Source organism: Streptomyces sp. yr375, from assembly GCF_900110755.1.
In the GTDB taxonomy this organism is placed as follows: domain Bacteria; phylum Actinomycetota; class Actinomycetes; order Streptomycetales; family Streptomycetaceae; genus Streptomyces.
The window spans coordinates 217160-235989 of record NZ_FOFF01000010.1 but is presented as its reverse complement, the minus strand read 5'-3'; the positions used below and the strand labels follow the sequence as shown (position 1 = coordinate 235989).

At 70.5% G+C, this 18830-nt stretch carries 24 protein-coding genes; 13 read left to right on the top strand and 11 right to left on the bottom strand.

Annotated features, from left to right (window positions below):
- Positions 1-279 (bottom strand): transposase (locus BMZ82_RS14090; RefSeq protein WP_143098856.1); only part of this gene is annotated, 279 nt, incomplete at its 3' end.
- A 56-nt stretch (positions 280-335) separates the two neighbouring features.
- On the opposite strand from BMZ82_RS14090, the gene BMZ82_RS14080 reads away from it, so the two are divergent.
- The 7 genes from BMZ82_RS14080 (at position 336) to BMZ82_RS14050 (ending at position 3653) form a co-directional block, all read left to right on the top strand.
- Positions 336-797 (top strand): DUF6879 family protein, encoded by a 462-nt coding sequence (locus BMZ82_RS14080; RefSeq protein ID WP_256251901.1) that lies wholly within the window; start codon positions 336-338, stop codon positions 795-797.
- A gap of 17 nt (positions 798-814) precedes the next feature.
- Entirely contained in the window at positions 815-1663 is an 849-nt protein-coding gene (locus BMZ82_RS14075) for a helix-turn-helix domain-containing protein (RefSeq protein ID WP_093775432.1), read from the top strand.
- 90 nt (positions 1664-1753) lie between these two features.
- Positions 1754-1939 carry a hypothetical protein gene (locus BMZ82_RS14070; RefSeq protein WP_093775430.1) on the top strand — a complete coding sequence of 62 codons (186 nt, stop codon included), beginning with the start codon at positions 1754-1756 and terminating at the stop codon, positions 1937-1939.
- Entirely contained in the window at positions 1939-2196 is a 258-nt protein-coding gene (locus tag BMZ82_RS14065; protein WP_093775428.1) for a hypothetical protein, read from the top strand. The genes BMZ82_RS14070 and BMZ82_RS14065 overlap by 1 nt, the downstream gene beginning before the upstream one ends.
- Before the next feature lie 110 nt (positions 2197-2306).
- Entirely contained in the window at positions 2307-2531 is a 225-nt protein-coding gene (locus BMZ82_RS14060) for a DUF397 domain-containing protein (protein ID WP_093775426.1), read from the top strand.
- 105 nt (positions 2532-2636) lie between these two features.
- The gene (locus BMZ82_RS14055) at positions 2637-3122 is read left to right on the top strand and encodes a hypothetical protein (protein ID WP_093775424.1); all 486 of its coding nucleotides are present in this window, start codon (positions 2637-2639) and stop codon (positions 3120-3122) included.
- A gap of 3 nt (positions 3123-3125) precedes the next feature.
- A complete protein-coding gene (locus BMZ82_RS14050; protein ID WP_093775422.1) occupies positions 3126-3653 on the top strand; it encodes a DUF6879 family protein in 528 nt (175 codons plus the stop codon).
- A 290-nt stretch (positions 3654-3943) separates the two neighbouring features.
- Here BMZ82_RS14050 and BMZ82_RS14045 read toward each other — a convergent pair whose 3' ends face one another.
- From BMZ82_RS14045 to BMZ82_RS14035, 3 genes are all read right to left on the bottom strand, one after another.
- Entirely contained in the window at positions 3944-4312 is a 369-nt protein-coding gene (locus tag BMZ82_RS14045; RefSeq protein WP_093775420.1) for a helix-turn-helix domain-containing protein, read from the bottom strand.
- Positions 4309-4662, bottom strand: a complete 354-nt coding sequence (locus BMZ82_RS14040; protein ID WP_093775419.1) for a type II toxin-antitoxin system RelE/ParE family toxin — start codon at positions 4660-4662, stop codon at positions 4309-4311. The genes BMZ82_RS14045 and BMZ82_RS14040 overlap by 4 nt, the downstream gene beginning before the upstream one ends.
- 74 nt (positions 4663-4736) lie before the next feature.
- Positions 4737-5312 (bottom strand): TerD family protein, encoded by a 576-nt coding sequence (locus BMZ82_RS14035; protein ID WP_093775417.1) that lies wholly within the window; start codon positions 5310-5312, stop codon positions 4737-4739.
- A gap of 180 nt (positions 5313-5492) precedes the next feature.
- Between BMZ82_RS14035 and arfB the strand changes: the two genes are divergently transcribed.
- A complete protein-coding gene (arfB, locus tag BMZ82_RS14030) occupies positions 5493-5930 on the top strand; it encodes an alternative ribosome rescue aminoacyl-tRNA hydrolase ArfB (RefSeq protein ID WP_093775415.1) in 438 nt (145 codons plus the stop codon).
- A gap of 33 nt (positions 5931-5963) precedes the next feature.
- Here the strand turns inward: arfB and BMZ82_RS14025 are convergent, their stop codons facing one another.
- Together BMZ82_RS14025 and BMZ82_RS14015 are read right to left on the bottom strand one after the other, a co-directional pair.
- On the bottom strand, positions 5964-6461 hold the full coding sequence (locus tag BMZ82_RS14025) for a GNAT family N-acetyltransferase (protein ID WP_093775481.1): 498 nt from the start codon (positions 6459-6461) through the stop codon (positions 5964-5966).
- Positions 6462-6611: 150 nt separating this feature from the next.
- Entirely contained in the window at positions 6612-7130 is a 519-nt protein-coding gene (locus BMZ82_RS14015; protein WP_256251900.1) for a flavin reductase family protein, read from the bottom strand.
- A gap of 521 nt (positions 7131-7651) precedes the next feature.
- Between BMZ82_RS14015 and cdgB the strand changes: the two genes are divergently transcribed.
- Together cdgB and BMZ82_RS14005 are read left to right on the top strand one after the other, a co-directional pair.
- On the top strand, positions 7652-9313 hold the full coding sequence (gene cdgB / locus BMZ82_RS14010; RefSeq protein WP_093775411.1) for a diguanylate cyclase CdgB: 1662 nt from the start codon (positions 7652-7654) through the stop codon (positions 9311-9313).
- 161 nt (positions 9314-9474) lie between these two features.
- Positions 9475-10458 carry a CBM35 domain-containing protein gene (locus tag BMZ82_RS14005; RefSeq protein WP_093775409.1) on the top strand — a complete coding sequence of 328 codons (984 nt, stop codon included), beginning with the start codon at positions 9475-9477 and terminating at the stop codon, positions 10456-10458.
- A 36-nt stretch (positions 10459-10494) separates the two neighbouring features.
- Here BMZ82_RS14005 and BMZ82_RS14000 read toward each other — a convergent pair whose 3' ends face one another.
- The 3 genes from BMZ82_RS14000 to BMZ82_RS13990 form a co-directional block, all read right to left on the bottom strand.
- Positions 10495-11427, bottom strand: a complete 933-nt coding sequence (locus BMZ82_RS14000; protein ID WP_093775407.1) for a 1-phosphofructokinase family hexose kinase — start codon at positions 11425-11427, stop codon at positions 10495-10497.
- A gap of 105 nt (positions 11428-11532) precedes the next feature.
- On the bottom strand, positions 11533-12747 hold the full coding sequence (gene nagA / locus BMZ82_RS13995; protein ID WP_093775405.1) for an N-acetylglucosamine-6-phosphate deacetylase: 1215 nt from the start codon (positions 12745-12747) through the stop codon (positions 11533-11535).
- A 35-nt stretch (positions 12748-12782) separates the two neighbouring features.
- On the bottom strand, positions 12783-13727 hold the full coding sequence (locus BMZ82_RS13990) for an ROK family protein (RefSeq protein WP_093775403.1): 945 nt from the start codon (positions 13725-13727) through the stop codon (positions 12783-12785).
- A gap of 169 nt (positions 13728-13896) precedes the next feature.
- Here BMZ82_RS13990 and BMZ82_RS13985 point away from each other — a divergent pair, with 169 nt between their 5' ends.
- From BMZ82_RS13985 to otsB, 3 genes are read left to right on the top strand one after another with little or no spacing between them, the layout of a single operon-like run.
- Positions 13897-15117 (top strand): extracellular solute-binding protein, encoded by a 1221-nt coding sequence (locus BMZ82_RS13985; protein ID WP_093775479.1) that lies wholly within the window; start codon positions 13897-13899, stop codon positions 15115-15117.
- Positions 15118-15169: 52 nt separating this feature from the next.
- A complete protein-coding gene (locus BMZ82_RS13980; RefSeq protein WP_093775401.1) occupies positions 15170-15409 on the top strand; it encodes a DUF3263 domain-containing protein in 240 nt (79 codons plus the stop codon).
- A 52-nt stretch (positions 15410-15461) separates the two neighbouring features.
- Positions 15462-16316: a trehalose-phosphatase gene (otsB, locus tag BMZ82_RS13975; RefSeq protein ID WP_093775399.1), complete on the top strand. Its 855-nt coding sequence runs from the start codon at positions 15462-15464 to the stop codon at positions 16314-16316.
- On the opposite strand, the gene BMZ82_RS13970 is transcribed toward otsB, so the two are convergent.
- Positions 16304-17773 carry an alpha,alpha-trehalose-phosphate synthase (UDP-forming) gene (locus BMZ82_RS13970; protein WP_093775397.1) on the bottom strand — a complete coding sequence of 490 codons (1470 nt, stop codon included), beginning with the start codon at positions 17771-17773 and terminating at the stop codon, positions 16304-16306. The genes otsB and BMZ82_RS13970 overlap by 13 nt on opposite strands.
- A gap of 108 nt (positions 17774-17881) precedes the next feature.
- Positions 17882-18826 (bottom strand): glucosyl-3-phosphoglycerate synthase, encoded by a 945-nt coding sequence (locus tag BMZ82_RS13965; protein ID WP_093775395.1) that lies wholly within the window; start codon positions 18824-18826, stop codon positions 17882-17884.
- Positions 18827-18830: the final 4 nt, after the last annotated feature.

Genomic DNA, 18830 nt, shown 5'->3' with positions numbered 1-18830 from the left:
CTTCGCGAAGTACGCTGCGGCTTTTTTCAGGAAGGTAACTTCCATCTCCAGCTCACGGTTGCGGCGCTCGAGTTCCTTCAGGCGCGCCCGCTCGTTCACCGTCAGTTCCGCATTGGGGGCCGGTTCCTGTTGCTTCTGGTATTTCTTCACCCAGCCGCGTAGCGTCTCCGAGTTCAGCTCAAGCTCCCGGGCGACTTCGGAGATCGTCTTGCTTGACCTCAATGCGATCTGGACGGCTTCCTCACGGAACTCCGGCGAGTACTTACTGGGTGGCGCCACTTCTTCCTCGTTTCCTTGTTCAGGACAACCCTATTGGGTGCCTGTCCGGAAACTTCGTGGCCCCTCACAGCTACATGCTGGACGACCCCGAGTTCATCGCGTGGCGGCAGGGCAAGCGGCTCGACCCCGCCGACCGGCCCTCATGGTGGGGCGGCTGGCACGACGTGGTGCGCGACGCGGTGTCTCGTGGCGTCGTGGTTCGTCGTGCCCGCGTAGCCTCCGAGCCGATCAGTGACTTCGTTCGGTATGAGTACGACGGCACGTTCACGAACATCGCGGCCGGCGAACAAGTCCGATGGCTGCCGAGACGACAGACCACAGATCTTGCGCTGCCCGGTACGGACTTCTGGGTGTTCGACGGAACGCAGACGCTCTTCCACCACTTCACCGGAGACGGCCAGTTGAACGAGGACGGCTGGGAGTACACGGACGATCCGGTACGGGTGAAGCCGTGCATCGATGCCTTCGAAGCGGTGTGGCAACGCGCGACCCCGCACGAGGCGTACCGGCCCCGCTGACCGGACACGACCCGACCATGGCTCTCTCACCGTCCTCAAGTGCCCAGCAGGCCCGCAAGGCTCTGGCGGATCGTCTCGCCGAGTTGTGCCGGGACGCCGGGCTGACCGGGCGGGACATCGCGACCCGCTGTGGCTGGCATCCGTCCAAGTCGTCACGGATCATGAATGCCCGTACGCCCCCTTCGGCGGACGACATCCAGGCCTGGTGCCGCGCGTGCGGGGCAGAGGAACAGGCAGTCGATCTGATCGCCTCGCTACGGACGGCCGAGGGCATGTGGATCGGCTGGCGGCGTATGGAGCGCGCCGGCCTCAAGCAGGCGCAGGAAGCCCGCCTGCCGCTGTTCCAGCGCACACGCCGTTTCCGTTCGTACTCGTCGTGGCTCGTGCCGGGTCTGATCCAGACGTACGGCTACACCGAATCCGTGCTGCGCGCCGTGCAGCGCCGCAGGGTGGAGGTGGACGATGTGGCGGAAGCGGTGGCTGTTCGTATGGAGCGTCAGCGGGTGCTGTACGAGGGGGGACGACAGTTCGCGTTCCTGATCGAGGAATCGGTCCTGCATAACGGGCTGTGCGGTGCGGACGCGCTGATCGGTCAGCTCGGCCACCTGCTCACGGTCGGCTCGTTGCCCAACGTCAGCTTGGGCGTGGTACCGACAGGTCCCGCTCGTTCCCGGATGCCGGTGGAGGGCTTCTGGATCTTCGACGCGGAACAGGTCAACGTCGAGCTGGTCTCCGGCTATCTCACGCTCACGCAGCCCAGCGAAGTCGCGGCATACGCCGACACGTTCGGCGAACTGGCCGATCTGGCTGTCTACGGTGCGGCCGCCCGCGAGCTGATCACGGCCGCTCTGCACTCGCTCGGGTGAATGCGATGCAATCCCGTGCAACATCGTGGCCCTTCAACTGTGCGCATCCCTACGGTCGTTGCATCGAGCGGATCAGCCGGGAGGCCACGTATGACGACACAGAAGCCGCAGAACTACCGCCTGACCGAGCTTCCGGTCGAGCCCGCCGCCGAGCCCGGTTGTGCCGACTGCCTGTCGCTCGTCGTCGCCAGACGGAACGCCCGATCCAGCGGTGACTACAGCGCGGCGTCCGACCGCAACGTCGAACTGCGGGCGCACCGCGCCGAAGCGCACTGATGGAGATGCGGACGTGGCGGGAGAGTCGCCGTCGGGCGGACGACGCGGCGACGGCGCTGCGTGAGGCGCTGGCAGGGCTTGATCTGCCGGAGAGTCAGAGCCGCCGGAGCCTGCTGCGGCACCTGCGGCCGGTCGTCACGCACACCGGCACGCCGTTCGTGCACGTGGGCATGGTCCGCGCAGAGCACGTCGAGCGGATAGCCGAGGCACTCCGCGTCGCAGCCGGCCAGCCGAAGCACGCACCCCACTCCGACTAGCGCGCAGCAGCGGCCCGCAGCCCTTCCTCCCCCTCAACTCCCGTCCCACCACGGGCGGCGGCGGTCAGTCATGGCCGTGGCAGAAGATCAGGAAGGTGCGGTGACGTTCCATGTTGGACGGAAGTGAGCTGTACGCGCTCGACATCAGCGGGGCCTCGTTCGTGAAGGCCTGCGGAGGCCCCTGCAGCGAGGGGTGCGTGACCCTGGCCCGGATCGGGGACGGCTCCTGGGCCCTCGGTGACAGCAAGCGGCCGGACGCCCAGCCGCTGCGGTTCACCACGGAGGAACTGCACGCGGCCGGCATCGACCCGGCCCGCTTCGGCCTCCTGACCTGACCCCAGCCCCGCCCCCGGCCCCCCACCCGTCGGCCCCGCCCCTCCCCTTTCTCCAACGGGCGGGGCCGACCTCCCCCTCCTGCCCCGCCGACGGGACGACGCCCCATGCACCACCACGGCTATCTGTGGACCGGCCCGAAGCCCCGCTTCGACCAGGAGGCGCTACGCCGGCCCCCGCATCCCGAGCCGCCCCCGGCGGGCAGCCGACCGGAACTGATCCAGCGGTATCGCGAGGTGGCCGCAGAGTTCCCCACCTCCGATCTGCCGCCGCTCGAGACGGCACTCTGGCTGATGAAGCCGCGCACCGTGGTCCGTGGCACCTGGGACGACCCCCACGAGGCCGTGGCCTGGCTGGCGGAACGGCTGGCCGACTACGCGCCCCGCTTCAGCTCCGCCGCCGAGCGGGCACCCGCCCGACTGGCCCGATACTCGAACTCGGCCACCGAGCAACTGAGTTGGGGCGGTGACGTATCCCTGGGGTTCTACCTTGAACGCCCCGCGTACCTCTCCCTGTCCCTGGTCACCTGCTCACCCAACCGTGCGGCACCGGATCTGCCGTGCCCCGTTCACACCGAGACGCCGAGGAGATGAAACGTGACGAAGGAACCGTCGTTGGAGGAACTGCTGGCCAGGACCCGCCGCTCGGCCGTGCATCTGGAGATGCGGGACGTCTATATGCAGTCCGATCCGGAGTACGTCGCCTGGCAGGAGGGGGCCCGTGGCACATCCCGGTACCTCGATCAGGAAACCCGCCCCTGGCTCAGGCTGATGCGCGAGACGACCGGCCGGGGAGTCGCCGTCCGCAGGGCGCGGATCGTCTCGGAGCCCGTCACGGACTACATCCGGTTCGAGCACCATGTGACGGCGGGAAACATCGCGGCAGGCGAACAGGTGCGCTGGCTCCCGCGCCGCAGGGCCTCCGATCTGGCACTGCCCGGCAACGACTTCTGGCTCTTCGACGACAGCCTCGTCGTCCTTCTGCACTTCACCGGAGACGGAGAACTCTCCCCGGCCGGCGACGAGGAACATACGAGGGACCCTGCCCTGGTACGGCTGTGCGCCACGGCCTTCGAAGCGGTGTGGGAGCGCGCCGTACCGCACGAGGAACACCAGCTCGTGTAACTCGGCGCGTCGAAGTGCTACTCGGCATCGCCCACAACACCGCTGCCCCGCGCCGAACAGTCCGGCGTGGGGCAGCGGTGTGCAGCAGAGGTGACTCCTGGGGCGGCGTGGGTCAGACGTTGACGCCGTACTGCTGACGGCTGCGTTCAGTTGCTCGAAGCATCCTGGTCGCACCTCAACTCCCGCCCCACCACGGGCGGTGGCGGTCGGTCATGGCCGTGGCGGACGATCAGGAAGGTGCGGTGACGCTTCATGCTGGACGGAAGTGAGCTCGTACTCGAAGGCAGGACTCAGGCTGCCGAGTGGTGGCCGCCCGGTGCTCTGCCGTCCGGCCGGTGATCGTCGTGCGCGGTGAAGACGAATGTCGAACCGTCGCCGTCGAGGTCAATGGTCAGGGACGCGTTCAGTGCCTTGGCCAGTCGGGTGAGCAGCGGAAGGGTCGGTACGGAGTCGCCGCCCTCGATGTTGGAGATCTGCGGCTGGGTCATGTCCGCGCGCCGCGCCAGTTCGCTCTGCGACAGGCCGAGCTCGGTACGGCGATCGTAGACGGCTTGTCCGAGGGCGAAGGCGTGTCCGGCCTCCACGTATGCGGGAGACTCCTCGACCTGCTCGCCCAGGAGCTTCCGCGTCTCACGCGTCCTCCACTGGGAGTGGTTCACTGGTTCCCCTCCTTTGTTCGGTCGTAGTGGTGCTCGGCTGGACCATGCTCCGCTTCGCACACCTTCTGTGCCTGCTGAGCCCGTTCCACCTCGGCTTCCTCGCGCTGCCGCGTCTTGCGGAACACCGTCAGGAGCACGATCCGCCGCTCGGGAGCGAGCCAGTAGGTGATGCGGACGGCGCTTCCGTCCATGGTGAAGCGCAGCTCGCGGACCTTGCCGCCCAGATGGCGCGCATATGGCTCCCCGAGGGTGGTCGGCTGAGCAGCGAGCAGGTCGGCCGCCCGTTCGGCTTTGTCGTACTGCGGGTCAGGGAGGAGTTCCAGCCACTGACGGACCACTGGTTCACACACACCGCTGCCCCGTCCCGGAGAAGTCCGGTACGGGGCAGCGGTGTGCAGCAGAGGTGACTCCTGGGGCGGGTCGGTCAGACGTTGACGCCGAAGTCCTGGGCGATGCCGACCAGGCCCGAGGCGTAGCCCTGGCCTACTGCGCGGAACTTCCACTCCGCGCCGTTGCGGTAGAGCTCGCCGAAGACCATGGCCGTTTCCGTCGCTGCGTCCTCGGAGAGGTCGTAGCGGGCGATTTCCGCGCCGCCGGCCTGGTTGATGATGCGGATGTAGGCGTTGCGGACCTGGCCGAAGTTCTGCGAGCGGTTCTCCGCGTCGTAGATCGAGACCGGGAAGACGATCTTGTCGACGTCGGCCGGGAGGCCCGCCAGGTTGACGTTGATCGACTCGTCGTCGCCCGCGCCCTCGCCGGTGCGGTTGTCGCCCGTGTGGACGATAGTCTGGTCCGGCGTCTGCTTGTTGTTGAAGAAGACGAAGTGGGCGTCCGAGTAGACCTTGCCCTCGGGGTTGACCGCGATCGCGGAGGCGTCGAGGTCGAAGTCCGTGCCGGTGGTGGTGCGGACGTCCCAGCCGAGGCCCACGGTGACGGCGGTCAGGCCCGGAGCCTCCTTGGTGAGCGAGACGTTGCCACCCTTGGACAGGCTTACAGCCATGGTTGGGAGTCCTTCCCTCGTTGTGTACGGCTTCGCACGGGCACGAAGCTACAGCTATCCCTATGAACGCAGCGAAGGGTGGTCAAGGTTCCCCGCCACTCCGCGTTTCTTTACTTTCTTTACCCAGGGCGTCCCCGGGCCGGGATATTCGCGTGACGTGCGGTCCCGCTCGCGGGAACAATGGGCGGCATGTCTGGTCCCTATGTCGTCCGCGGCTCCGTCTCCCTTCCCGAGGCCGAGCTCATGTGGCGTTTCTCGCGGTCGTCCGGGCCGGGCGGGCAGCACGTCAACACCAGCGACTCGCAGGTGGAGCTCCGCTTCGACCTCGCCCGTACCGAAGCCTTCCCCGAGGTGTGGAAGGCGCGGGCGCTCGAGCGGCTGGTTGGGCGGCTCGTCGACGGTGTCGTCACCGTCCGCGCCTCCGAGCACCGCTCGCAGTGGCGCAACCGTGAGACCGCCGCCGTACGCCTCGCCGCCCTCCTCGCCGAGGCCACCGCCCCGCCGCCCAAGCCGCGCCGGCCGACCCGTATCCCACGCGGCATCAACGAGCGTCGGCTGCGCGAGAAGAAGCAGCGGTCCGACACCAAGCGGGGCAGGAATGGGCGGGACTGGACGTGATGGTCCTGGACGCTGCTTCAGGGTCGGCCAGGGCTAGTCCAAGGTCAGGGGCTGGTCCAACGTCAGGACGCCTACCGTCTCGCCCTCGCTCTGCTCGCCGTTCCTTCTGAAACCCAGCCGCAAGTAGAAGTCCGCGGGGCCGTTCTCGCCCTCGTGCCAGGTCACGTACAGCTCCTTGGTGCCCCGGCGGCGCAGTTCCGCGGCGACCGACTCCACGGCGAAACGGCCGTACCCGCGGCCCTGTTCGTCGGCGGCGATGTTCAGCCGCCACAGACCGGAGCGGATCACGCTGCCGTCGCCGCGCCCGTTCCAGTCGATGTCGAGGAAGGCCATCAGGAAGCCGACGGGACGGTCGCCGTCCATGATCAGGCGGGGCCAGGCGACGCCCTCGGGACGGACGTAGGCCTCCGCGAGGGACTGCATGACCGGCGAGACCGCGAACTCCTGCTCGGGGCGGACCCGGATACCGGTCGCGGCCTCGAAATTCCGGGGAGTTATCTCCTCCAGCCGAAGTCCCGACGCCGCCGTCATGCCGGTCCCGCCCACGCCATCTGCCGTGCCTGCCGTGCCTGCCGTGCCTGTCGTGCCTGTCGTGCCTGTCGTGCCCGTCGTGCCTGTCATACGGGCACCCTAGGCGTGCCGTTCCCGGCTCGGCCACGGGATTTTCCGAAGGTCCGCCCGCTATCCCAACTGCCGGTAACGGCCGCGGAAATACACCAGCGGGCCGCCGTCCGCGTTCGGTGCCGTCGCGGTCAGCACGCGGCCGATGACGAGGGTGTGGTCGCCCGCCCGCACCACCTGTTCCGTGCGGCACTCCAGGGTCGCCAGAGCGCCGTCGACCAGGGGCGCGCCGCTGGCCTCGCCGCGGACGTACGGGATGTCCGCGAAGAGCAGGCGGTCGCTGATGCGGCCCTTCATCGCGAAGCGGCCGGCGATGTGCCGCTGGTTCTCGGAGAGCACCGACACCGCCCACAGGGGCTGTTCGTCGAGCAGGTCGTCCATGCGGGAGCCCGTGCGCAGGCTGACCAGGACCAACGGCGGGTCCAGGGAGACCGATACGAAGGCCGTCGCCGTCATGCCGACGTCCTCGCGGTCCGGCGCGCCGGGGTCGTCCGCGTCCAGGGACGGCTCTCGGGCGGTCACCAGGACCACGCCGTCGGCGAGCCGGGACATGGCGGCACGGAACGCGTCGTTGCTCACTCCCTCAGCATGCCCGGAGGGAGCCGTCGGTGCGGAGGGAGCCGTCGGTGCGGATGGTGTGGTCGGTACGGACGGTGTGGTCGGTGTGTTCGGTGCGGTCTTGAGCGCGTCTGGAGGCACGTCCGGAACGCTAACGTCCGTCCGGCGCGCTCCGCATCGGACCTCCGGCCGAGTTCGCCGCTACAGGGTCGTAGGACCCTGGACCCCTTGCCCTGGACCCCGGAACGATTTCCGCAGCCGTAAGTCGTCGATAAGTCGCTGTCCGTGTTCAATGTGCGTTCAGGAAACACACAGGAAAACTCGGAAACTCCACTCAATTGTTCACGTTCACCTGTGACTTGAGTCACAAGGGGTATTAATTGTTGACCCTGTGTACCGAGTGAGCAGCGCGCTGTGATTCAGTGGCGGAGGCGTCACAAGGAGACACACACCGACAACACTGCACCAGACTGCACCAGAAAGACGTTACGCCGAAGACAACCCTTGATTCACTGCGAAGTCTCGGGGGGAGGGCGAAACATATGGAGACCGAGTCGGAGCCGTACGTCCGTCTTGCGTCCCTGCGGCAACTGCATCAGGTGATGGCCGACATGAACACGGCCCGCAGCCTGGCAGACACGTTGCAGACCGTCGCCGACGGCGTGGTCACGGCACTCGGGTTCGAGCTGGCGTGCGTCAATCTCGTACGTCCCGACAGCGATCTCGTGGTCGCCGCCTTCTCCGGGAACCCGGCCGCCGAGGCCCTCATCACGGGCCGGGTCGGCTCGCGCGAGTCCTGGGAGCGGCGGCTCGGCATGGGCGAGACCTGGGGCGACCTGGTCTTCATACCCCACACCGAGGGCTGGATCCTCGACGACGACGACGTCCCGCAGTGGTACACCGACGGGCCCGCGCCCCGCTTCGAGGACGAGTGGCACCCCTCCGACCGCCTCTTCGCCCCCATGTTCACGCCCGCCGCGCCCGGCAGCGGCGAGCCGTGCGGCGAGCTGATAGGCGTCCTGTCCGTGGACCGGCCGCGCAACGGCCGGCGGCCCGGCGCGTGGGGGCGCGAAGCGCTCCAGATGTACGCGTTCCAGGCCGCCATCGCGATAAGCAACGCGCGTCTACGTGCCAACATGCAGCGGGCGCTGGTCCGCCTCGAACGCGACCAGCAGGCCCTGCGCGCCAGTGAGGAAAGCTTCCGCCAGGCCTTCGAGTACGCCCCCTCCGGCATGGCGATAGCCGAGATGGGCGGCGACCAGCACGGGCGGATACTCCGGAGCAACGACGCCCTGTGCCGCCTGCTGGGCCGCCCCGCCTCCGCGATGCGCCGCTACGCGTTCTCCGACCTCGTGCATCCCGAGGACATCGGCACCCTGCTCCGCACCTCCGCCGAAGGCGGCCGCGCCGAGCTGCGCCTCGGCCGCCGCGACGGCACCTACGTCTGGGTCAGCCTCCGCAACTCCGTCGTCGCCGACGCCACCGACGGCCCCCGTTTCCTCCTCACCCACGTCGAGGACATAGAGGAGCGCAAGCGCCGCGAGCTGCAACTCGCCCACCGCGCCTCGCACGACTCCCTCACCGGCCTGCCGAACTCGGCCGAACTGCGCTCGCGCCTGTCCTCCCGGATCTGCCGATGCCCCCAGTCGACCCTGCCCACCGCCGTCGACGCCATGGACACGGCCTACGGCGACCTGAACGGCGTCGGCCACGGCTTCGACTACCGGCCCGTCGGCGCGGAGTCCTTCGACGGCTTCGACCACCATGTGCACACCACCGCCCCCGAGGAAAGTCACGACGACGGCACCAAGGGCCTCGCGGTCCTCTTCTGCGACCTCGACGGCTTCAAGTCGATCAACGACCGGTTCGGGCACAACGCGGGTGACGCGGTTCTCATCGAGGTCGCCCGCCGCCTCTCGCGCGCCGTCCGGGACGGCGACACGGTGGCCCGGCTCGGCGGCGACGAGTTCGTGATCCTCGCCGACGGCCTCGGCCGGGCCGACGCCGCCGACCTCGCCGTACGCCTGCGCAACGAGATCATCCAGCCGATCCGCGCCGAGGGCCGGGCGGTGCGGGTGGGGGCCAGTTTCGGCATCGGCTGGGCGCATTGCGGGATGACCGCGGACGAAGTGCTGAAGTCGGCCGACGAGCGCATGTACGTCGAGAAACGATCTCGTCCCAAACAGCACAGACGCGCCGGATGATCACCAGGTCAGCGGTGTCGTCGCCGGGCTGATGCGATCCGAGTCACCCGTTCGGAGGGTGGGGAGCGGGTAGGCTCGCTGTTCTCCGCACGTATTGGTACGCGTATTCCGCTGCCCGTACGCGTATCGCATCCGCCCCGCACTTTGAGGAGTACGAAGGGATGACGCCCGGCAACAACGGCGCGAGTACGCCCGAGGACGACGACCCGTTCGGCTACCTCTACGCCGACGGCCAGGCCAACGGCGCTCAGCCGCCCTCCGGCGGTGGCTACGGCTACCCCAACTCCGTCAACAGAGTGCGTGCGGTCGGCGAGCGCAAGTACGGCCAGCCGCAGCAGGCCCAGCAGCAGACCGCGCAGTACGGCCAGTACGGCCAGCCGCCGGCGGTCCCCCAGCAGCAGGGCGGGTACGGCCAGCAGAACGCCCACTACGGCGCCCCCGAGAGCTTCCCCGGCGGACCCCCTACGGGACGGCAGCCCGGGCATCAGGGCGGTGGCGGCGGCGGTCGTGGCCGTGGCCCCAACACCAAGGGGCTGCTGATCGGCGCGGTCGCGGTGGTCGCCGCGGTCGTCATCGGCATCGCGGTCGCCATGGCCAACGGCGACTCCAACACCGACAACAAGGCGGACGGCGACCAGACCTCCACCGCGCCCTCCGCCTCCACGAGCGCCTCGCCCAGCGAGTCGGCCACCGGCGAGGAGACCGCGGGCAAGCTGCCGGACCCGGTCGACGCGAAGACCCTGACCCTCGGCGGCAGCGCCGCACTGGCCTCGGACGTCCAGGGCGCGGAGGCGGCGGGCGGCACCTACGTCGGCAACCTCAACCAGGTCGGCAACTCGGTCACCTGGAAGGTCGACGACATCCCGTCGGACGGCACGTACACCCTCTTCGCGGAGTACAGCGTGCCCGGTGCCGACCAGGAGATGACGCTCACCGTCAACGGCAAGACGTTCGGCAGCAAGTTCGGCCTGGACAACTTCGCCCACGCCCCCGCCGGCGACTACGTCAAGGGCTGGACGACGAGCTACACCTGGCCCACCCTCACCAAGGGCACCAACACCCTCACGATCTCCTGCCAGGACGGCGACAAGTGCGACGTCCTGATCGACCAGTTGAGGCTCAAGGCGGGCCAGGTCACGAAGTAGCCGACGGGCCGACGGGTTACCGGGCGGCAGGTCGCTCTACGCCGCGGTGGCCTCGCCGGTCACCGTGATCCGGCCCGACAGCTCCTCGTACGACGCCCGGTCGAACTCGCCCGCCGTCGCGGCCCGTACGGTCGCCGCCGACAGGGCGACCGCGCGGGACAGGCGTTCCGGCCACGGGAGTTGGTCGACCAGGCCCGAGAGCAGGCCCGCGCAGACCGCCGCCTCGCCGGTGCCCGGCGAATTGGCGGGGACGGGGTCGGGTGGGGTGGCGTGCCAGCGGCCCTCCGGGGTCGCCGCCAGCAGGCCCGCCGGGCCGAGGGAGGCGACCACCGATCGTGCGCCGCGTCTGCGGGCGTCCTGGGCGGCGCGCAACGGCTCGTGGGAGCCGGTGAGTTCGGCCAGTTCGTCGGCGTTGGGCTTGACGATGTCGGGGCGGGCGGCGACGCCCCGGCGCAGTGGCTCGCCGCTCGTGTCGAGCAGGACGGGCACCCCGGCGGCCCGCGCGGTCCGTATCAGGGCCGCGTACGCGCCCACCGGCACCCCCGGCGGCAGACTGCCGCACAGCGCCAACGCGTCGGCACCGACGACCAGTTCACCGTACGCCTCCTGGAAGGCGGACCACTCGGCCGGGACGACGAGCGGTCCGGGTTCGTCGAGCCGGGTCGTGTCGCCGGTGCGGGCGTCGACGACGGCGACCGTGCGGCGGGTGGCCCCGGCGACCGGGACGAGCGCGTCCACGAGCCCTGGCACGGCGGTGAGTTGGTCCCGCACGACGCGTCCGGTGGCCCCGCCCGCGAACCCGGTGACCGTCACCTCGTGACCGAGGGCGGCGAGCACCCGCGCGACGTTCAGCCCCCTGCCGCCGGCCCGCTCCCGTACGTCGGTCACCCGGTGCGAGGTGTGCGGCCGCAGGGCCGGGACGCGGTAGGTGACGTCGAGAGCGGTGTTCAGGGTGACGGTGAGGATCACCTCCGCACCTCCCTCACGCACCTGCTGCCGGAGGCCCGATCATGCCAAAGAGACGGTGACCGGCCCAGAGCGGGGTCGGCCACCGTTGCCGTAGGACTGGACGTTTCAGGCCAGTTGAGGATCCAGTTGGGGATCCAGTTGGGGATCGACCACCCAACTGCCCTTGCGCATCACGCCCTTGAGGGTGAAGTCGGCGTCCAGCAGGACCAGGTCGGCGTCCTTGCCCGGTTCCAGGGAGCCCACCCGGTCGTCGATGCCCAGCAGCCGGGCCGGGTTGGCGGACAGCGCGGCGACGACGTCCTCGACCGGGAGGCGGTCGATCGTCACCGCCCGCTGGAAGGCGCGGTCCTGGGTGAGGGTGGAGCCCGCGATCGTGCCGCCCTCCACCAGCCGGGCCACGCCCGCGCTGACCTCGACCTCCAGCGGCCCGAGCAGATAGTGGCCGTCGCCGATACCGGCCGCGTCCATCGCGTCCGTGATGAACGCGACGCGCCCCGCGCCCGCGTGCCGGAACGCCAACTCCAGTGCGGCCGGGTGCAGATGGGTGCCGTCGTTGATCAGCTCGACCGTCACCCGCTCGTCCGCGAGGAGCGCGGCGATGGGGCCGGGGGCGCGGTGACCGAGCGGCGGCATCGCGTTGAAGAGATGCGTCGCGACGGTGGCACCGGCCTCGATGGCCTCGACCGTCTGCTCGTACGTCGCGTCCGTGTGACCCACGGCGGCGATCACACCGTGCTCGACGAGGAGGCGTACGGAGTCCAGGCCGCCTTGCAGTTCCGTCGCCAGGGTGACCATCCTCGCCTGGCCGCGCGCCGCGTCGAGCAGCTTGCGCACGTCCGCCGGGTCCGGGTCCCGCAGCAGCGCCTCGGAGTGCGCGCCCTTGCGGCACGGTGAGATGAAGGGGCCCTCGAAGTGGATGCCGGCCAGGTCGCCCTGCTCGGCCAGCTCGCTGAGCAGGCCTGCCTGGCTGACCAGGACGTCCATGTCGTCGGTGACGGTCGAGGCGACGAGGGTGGTCGTGCCGTGCCGGCGGTGCGTGTGGATGGCCTGCTGGACTTCCTCGGCGGTGCCGTGGAACGAGGCGCCGCCTCCGCCGTGGTTGTGCAGGTCGATGAAGCCGGGTACTAGCCAGTGGCCGGTCGCGTCCATCACCGTTGCGTCGATCGCCGTCGCGTTGTCGTGCGGGGCGTTGGGTGTGATTTTTGTGCCGGTGATCGTGATGGTGCCGTTGGGTACCACGCCCGTCGGTCGTACCACCCTCGCGCCCGTCAGTACCTGCGGGTGCGTTGTGGCTGGTTGCGCCCCGCGGCGGAGCCGCATATCGGCGCTGTCCCGCGCCCCTGAGGGGGTGGCCATTAGGGGGTTACCTCCGTGTCGTTGTTGGTTGTGTTGAGGAGATCCCAGGCCAGTAGGCCCGCTCCCAGGCAGCCCGCGCTGTCGCCCAGGGCCGCCGGGACGATCTGTGGGAGTTTCTGGAAGGTGACCCGGCGTCGGACCGCGTCCCGTAGGGGTGTGAACAGGGTTTCCCCCGCCTCCGCGAGGCCGCCGCCGATGATGAGGGTGCGGGGGTCCAGCAGGGTGAGGGCGGTGACCAGGCCGTCGGCGAGGGCGTCCACCGCCGACTGCCAGACCCGAACGGCGTTCGGGTCGCCGGACGCGACGGCCTTGGCGCAGTCGGCGGCGTCCGCCTCCGGGTCGCCGCAGGCCGCCGCCCACGCCTCGCTCACCGCCGCCGCCGAAGCGAACCGCTCCAGACAGCCGCGCTGCCCGCACGGGCACAGGGTCCCGCCGGGCCGTACGACGATGTGGCCGATCTCGCCCGCGAAGCCGTGCGCGCCCGCCTCCACCCGGCCGTCGACGCCGATCGCGCCCGCGATGCCGGTGCCCAGCGCCACGAACAGGAACCGGTCCGCGCCCCGCCCCGCGCCGATCCGGCCCTCGGCGAGGCCACCGGTGCGGACGTCGTGGCCGAGGGCGACCGGCACGCCGAGCGCGACGGTGAGCAGCTCGCGCAGCGGGACGTCCCGCCAGCCGAGGTTGGCCGCGTAGACGGCGACGCCGTTCGCCTCGTCGACGATGCCGGGCACCGCGACGCCCGCCGCGGCGGCCGGCTCGCCGAACCGGCGGGCACCGTGTTCGCGCAGGTCGGCGGCGAAGTCGAGGATGCCGGCGACGACCGCGTCGGGGCCGCGCTCGCGCCCGGTGGCCCGGCGGGCCCGGTGCAGCAGCGTGCCGTCCGCGCCGACCAGCGCGGCCTTCATCCCGGTGCCGCCCACATCCAGGGCGATGACATGTCTCACCGGAACAGTGTGGACCGCCGACCCATGAGAGGTCTAGTCCACTTACGTGGTGTAGACCTTACTCCGGATAACGAATCCAATGGTATGGACAATTAGTCGAAGAAGTGGAGATCCGGTGCAGCGGCGGGCGCGGAAGTCAGGGACGATCGCGGCGGCGTCCGCCCTCGGCATGGCGGCGGTCCTCGCCGGCTGCGGACTTGTCGGAGGCCCCGACGACGTCACCCTGAGACTGGTCGCCGCCGACTACGGCGACAGCGCCGCCAACAGCTCGAAGAAGTACTGGGACCGGCTCGTCAAGGCGTACGAGAAGGATCACCCCGGCGTCACCGTCGACGTCACCGTGTACTCCTGGAACGACGTCGACGCCAAGGTCAAGGCGATGGTCGACGCGGGCGACGCCCCCGACCTGGCCCAGATCGGCGCGTACGCCGACTACGCCGCCGACGACCTGCTCTACAAGGCCGGCGACGTGCTTTCCATCCCCGTAGAGGCCGACTTCGTCTCCCAGCTCGCCAACGCGGGCGAGGTGCGCGGGGTGCAGTACGGCATGCCGTTCGCCTCCTCCACGCGGCTGCTGTTCTACAACAAGACCCTCTTCGCCAAGGCCGGCCTCACCCCGCCGACCACGTGGGCCCAGCTCGCCCAGGCCGCGAAGGCTCTCAAGGCCGAGGGCGTGAAGTACCCGTACGCGCTGCCGCTGGGCTCCGAGGAGGCGCAGGCCGAGACGCTGCAATGGCTGCTCAGCGGCGGGGGCGGCTACACCCAGACCGTCAGCAGCTACAGCCTCGACTCCGCCGAGAACGTCGCCACGTTCGACTGGCTGAAGAACAAACTGGTCGGCAAGGGGCTGACCGGGCCGGTCGCGCCGGGCGAGCTGAACCGGGCCGCCGCGTTCGCCGCGTTCGCCAAAGGCGAGGTGGGCATGCTCAACGGGCACCCCTCGCTGATGAAGACGGCCGAGAGCAAGGGCGTCCAGTTCGGCATGGTGCCGATGCCCGGGGTCGCAGGCCCCAGCAAGACCGCCCTGGGCGTCGCCGACTGGATGACCGCCTTCCGGAAGAACGGGCACGCCGAGCAGATCGGCGACTTCCTCGACTTCGTCTACAACGAGAAGAACGTGCTCGCCTTCTCTCGCGAGTACAACCTGCTGCCGGTCACCAACTCCGCCTCCGAGGTCATGAGCACGGCCGAGCAGGACGCCGACCTCCGGCCGTTCCTGGCGGAACTCCCGCTCTCCGAGACCTACCCCGTCGGGCGGACCACCTGGGCGAAGGTCAGCGCCGAGATCAAGAAGCGGATCGGCCGCGCCGTGACCGCGAAGGGCAACCCGGCCGACGTACTCGGCGAGCTCCAGGCGACGGCGACGACCCTGGACTCCGCCACCGAGTGAGCGGAGTCGGCCGAGTCGGTCCGGTGTCGGTGGTGGGCGTTACGGTGCGGGCATGGAACGGCGAGACGAAGAGCTGGCGGAACGGGAACGCGGGATCCTCGCCCTGGAACGGCGCGGCTTCCCCGGCCCCGGCGTGAAGGAACGGGCGATCCGCGAGGAACTGCACCTCTCCCCGGTCCGCTACTACCAACTCCTCAACGCCCTCCTCGACGACCCCCGCGCCCTGGCCCACGACCCGGTCACGGTCAACAGACTCCGAAGGGTCCGGGAGTCGAGACGCGGGGAGCGCTAGCTCGTAAGCCAGTCCCGTCCGCAGCTCGTCGCCCGTTGGCTATGGTCGCCGTATGGGCACCCAAGAGACGCACTCCACGGACCCCGAACCCACCACCCCCGCCGGTCGCGAGGCGCTTGCCGCGATCCTCGCGCGGCCCTCCCGCACCCTCGTCGCCCTCGACTTCGACGGCACCCTCGCCCCGATCGTCGAGAACCCGCAGGACGCCAGGGCGCACCCCGACGCCGTCCCCGCGCTCGCGGCCCTCGCGCCGAAGGTCGCCGCCGTGGCCGTCATCACGGGGCGGCCGGCCGAGGTCGCCGTACGGCACGGCGGGTTCGCCGGGGTCGACGGGCTGGCGCACCTCGCCGTCCTCGGCCACTACGGGGCCGAACGCTGGGACGCCCGCACCGGCACCCTGAACGCCCCCGCCCCGCACCCCGGAGTGGCCGCCGCGCGGGCCGAACTCCCGGGGATCCTGACGGCGGCCGGGGACCGGCCGGGCGTCTGGGTCGAGGAGAAGGGCGGCCGGGCCGTCGCCGTCCACACCCGCCGCGCCGACGACCCCCAGGCCGCCTTCGACGCGCTGCGCGCCCCCCTCACCGACCTCGCGACCCGGCACGGCCTGATCGTCGAACCCGGCCGCCTGGTCCTGGAGCTGCGCCCGCCCGGCATGGACAAGGGCGTGGCGCTGCTGGACCACGTCCGCGAGACCGGCGCGCGGTCGGTTCTCTACGCAGGCGACGACCTCGGCGACCTCCCCGCCTTCGCCGCCGTCGAGAAACTCCGCTCCGACGGCGTCCCGGGCCTGCTGGTGTGCAGCGGCAGCACGGAGGTCGGCGCGCTGGCGGAACGCGCGGACCTCGTCGTCGACGGGCCCGCCGGCGTCGTACGCCTGCTGCGCGAGCTGGCCGCTCAGCTCGGCTGACTCTCCGGACTCTCCGGACTCTCCGGACTTTCCCGCATCTCCCGCAGGGCCGTGAGCTGCTCCAGGAACCACTGGGCCGGGGGCAGCGCGGTCGCCGCCGCCGTGAGGCGCTCGGTGCGCTCGGCGCGCTCCGCCGGCTTCATGGTCAGACCCTCGTGCAGGGCCCGGGCGGTCTCCATGACGTCGTACGGGTTGACGACGATGGCGTCCTCGCCCAGCTCCCAGTACGCCCCCGCCTCCCGGGACAGCACCAGCGCGCAGCCCTCGTCGGAGACGACCGGGACCTCCTTGGCGACCAGGTTCATGCCGTCCCGGATGGGGTTGACCAGGGCCACGTCGGCGAGCCGGTAGGCGGCGAGGGAGCGGGCGAAGTCGTCCTCCAGGTTCAGCAGGACCGGGGTCCAACCGGGCGTGCCGTAGGCAGAGTTGATCTCCTCCGCCAGGCGGCGGACCTCCGCCATGTAGTCGCGGTAGACGGCGAGATCCTGGCGCGAGGGGTACGCGAACGCCACGTGGACGACCCGCTCGCGCCACTCCTCGTGGTCGTCGAGGAGCTGCCGGTAGGCCAGCAGGCCGCGCACGATGTTCTTGGACAACTCGGTGCGGTCGACACGGACGATCGTCCTGCGCGCCTCGCCGTCCTCGCCCGCGCCGATCTGGGCTCGCAGATCCGCCATGCGCTCGTCGACGTCCGGCCGGTGCGAGCGCTCCCGCAGGAAGTCGGCGTCGGCCCCGAGCCCGTGCACGCCCACCTGCGTCTTCCGCACGTCCCCGGCCCCGGCGAACTGTGTGCGGCAGGCGGTGAACGCGTCCGCCCAGCGCCGGGTGAGGAAGCCCAGCCGGTCCGCGCCGAGCATGCCGGTCAGCAACCGCTCGCGGATGTCCTGGGGGAGCAGCGCGAAGTAGTCCGGCGGGGCCCACGGGGTGTGCGAGAAGTGGCCGATGCGCAGGTCGGGGCGGAGCTCGTGGAGCATCCCGGGGACCAGGCACAGGTGGTAGTCCTGGACGAGGACGGCCGCCCCGGCCGCCGCCTCCTCGGCCAGCGCCTCGGCGAACGCCCGGTTGTAGGCCTCGTACGACGCCCACTGGCGGCGGAACTCCGCGTCGAAGACCGGCTCGAGCGGGGTCTGGTAGAGGAGGTGGTGGATGAACCAGAGGACGGAGTTGGCGATGCCGTTGTAGGCGTCGGCGTGCACGTCGGCCGGGATGGGCAGCATGCGGACGCCGTCCTCGCCGACCCCGCGCCTGACCGCCTCCCGGTCGCCGTCGGAGAGCGCCGCGCACACCCAGAGCGCGCCCACGTCGGGGCCGATGGCCGACAGGCCGGAGACCAGCCCGCCGCCCCCGCGTCTCGCGTGCAGCGCGCCGCCCTCGCGCACCTCGTAGGAGACCGGACCGCGGTTCGACGCGACCAGCACCTCAGCACCCCGGGCAGCCGTTTCGTGCGTGGAAGCCATACGCCCAACCTAGCCCTGTCGGGAAACGCTCAAACGTTTGGTAGCGCACAGTTGCGAGGCCGTATACAGGCCCCGCAACTTTTACAGACGGCGGGCATGTGTCAGCTCTCAGGCGACCCTGCGGGTGGCGTACTCCGTGATCTCCGCCATCGGCGGCCGTTCCTCGGTGTCCACGGAGTACGTGCGCGGCGCGAAGCCGTCGCCGCTGCGCTCGAACTGGGTGAGGGCCGGACGGATCATGTGCCCGCGGGCCAGCCGGAGCTGCGCGGTGCGGTAGATCGTCGCCGCCATCCGGCCCAGCGCCTGGCCGTCCTGGTGCCGGTGCTTGCGCACGCCGACGTCCACCTGGGCGAGGGCGTCGAGCCCCACCAGGTGCAGGGCGTCGACCAGCATGCCCAGCTCCACGCCGTACCCGACGGGGAAGGGCAACTGCTCCAGCAGGCTGCGGCGGGCCGCGTACTCGCCGCCGAGCGGCTGCACGAACCCGGCCAGTTGCGGCCAGTGCATGTTGAGCAGCGGCCGGGCCATCAGCTCGGTGACCCGCCCGCCCTGACCGGCCGCACCGCCCAGCGGACGGTCGTACATGCCCTTGACCAGATCCACGCCCGGCTCGGTGAGCAGCGGGCCGACGATCCCCGAGACGAAGTCGGAGGAGAACTCCCGCAGGTCGGCGTCGATGAAACAGACGATGTCCCCGGTGGTGACCAGCAGCGACCGCCACAGCACCTCGCCCTTGCCGGGCACGGCGGGGATCCGGGGCAGGATCGCGTCCCGGTGCACGACCCGCGCGCCCGCCGCCGCCGCGACCTCCGCCGTGCGGTCGGTCGACCCCGAGTCGACGACGACGATCTCGTCGACCAGCGGCACCTGGTGCATGAGGTCGTGACGGATCACGGCGACGATGTCACCGACCGTCTCCTCCTCGTTCAGCGCGGGCAGGACCACGGACACCGACTGGTTCGTGGCGCGTTTCGCGGCCATGATCCGGTGCAGCGGGCGATCGGTCACGGACCAGGAGCGGGCGGCCAGCCAGCGTTCGACTTCTTCCAGCACGGTC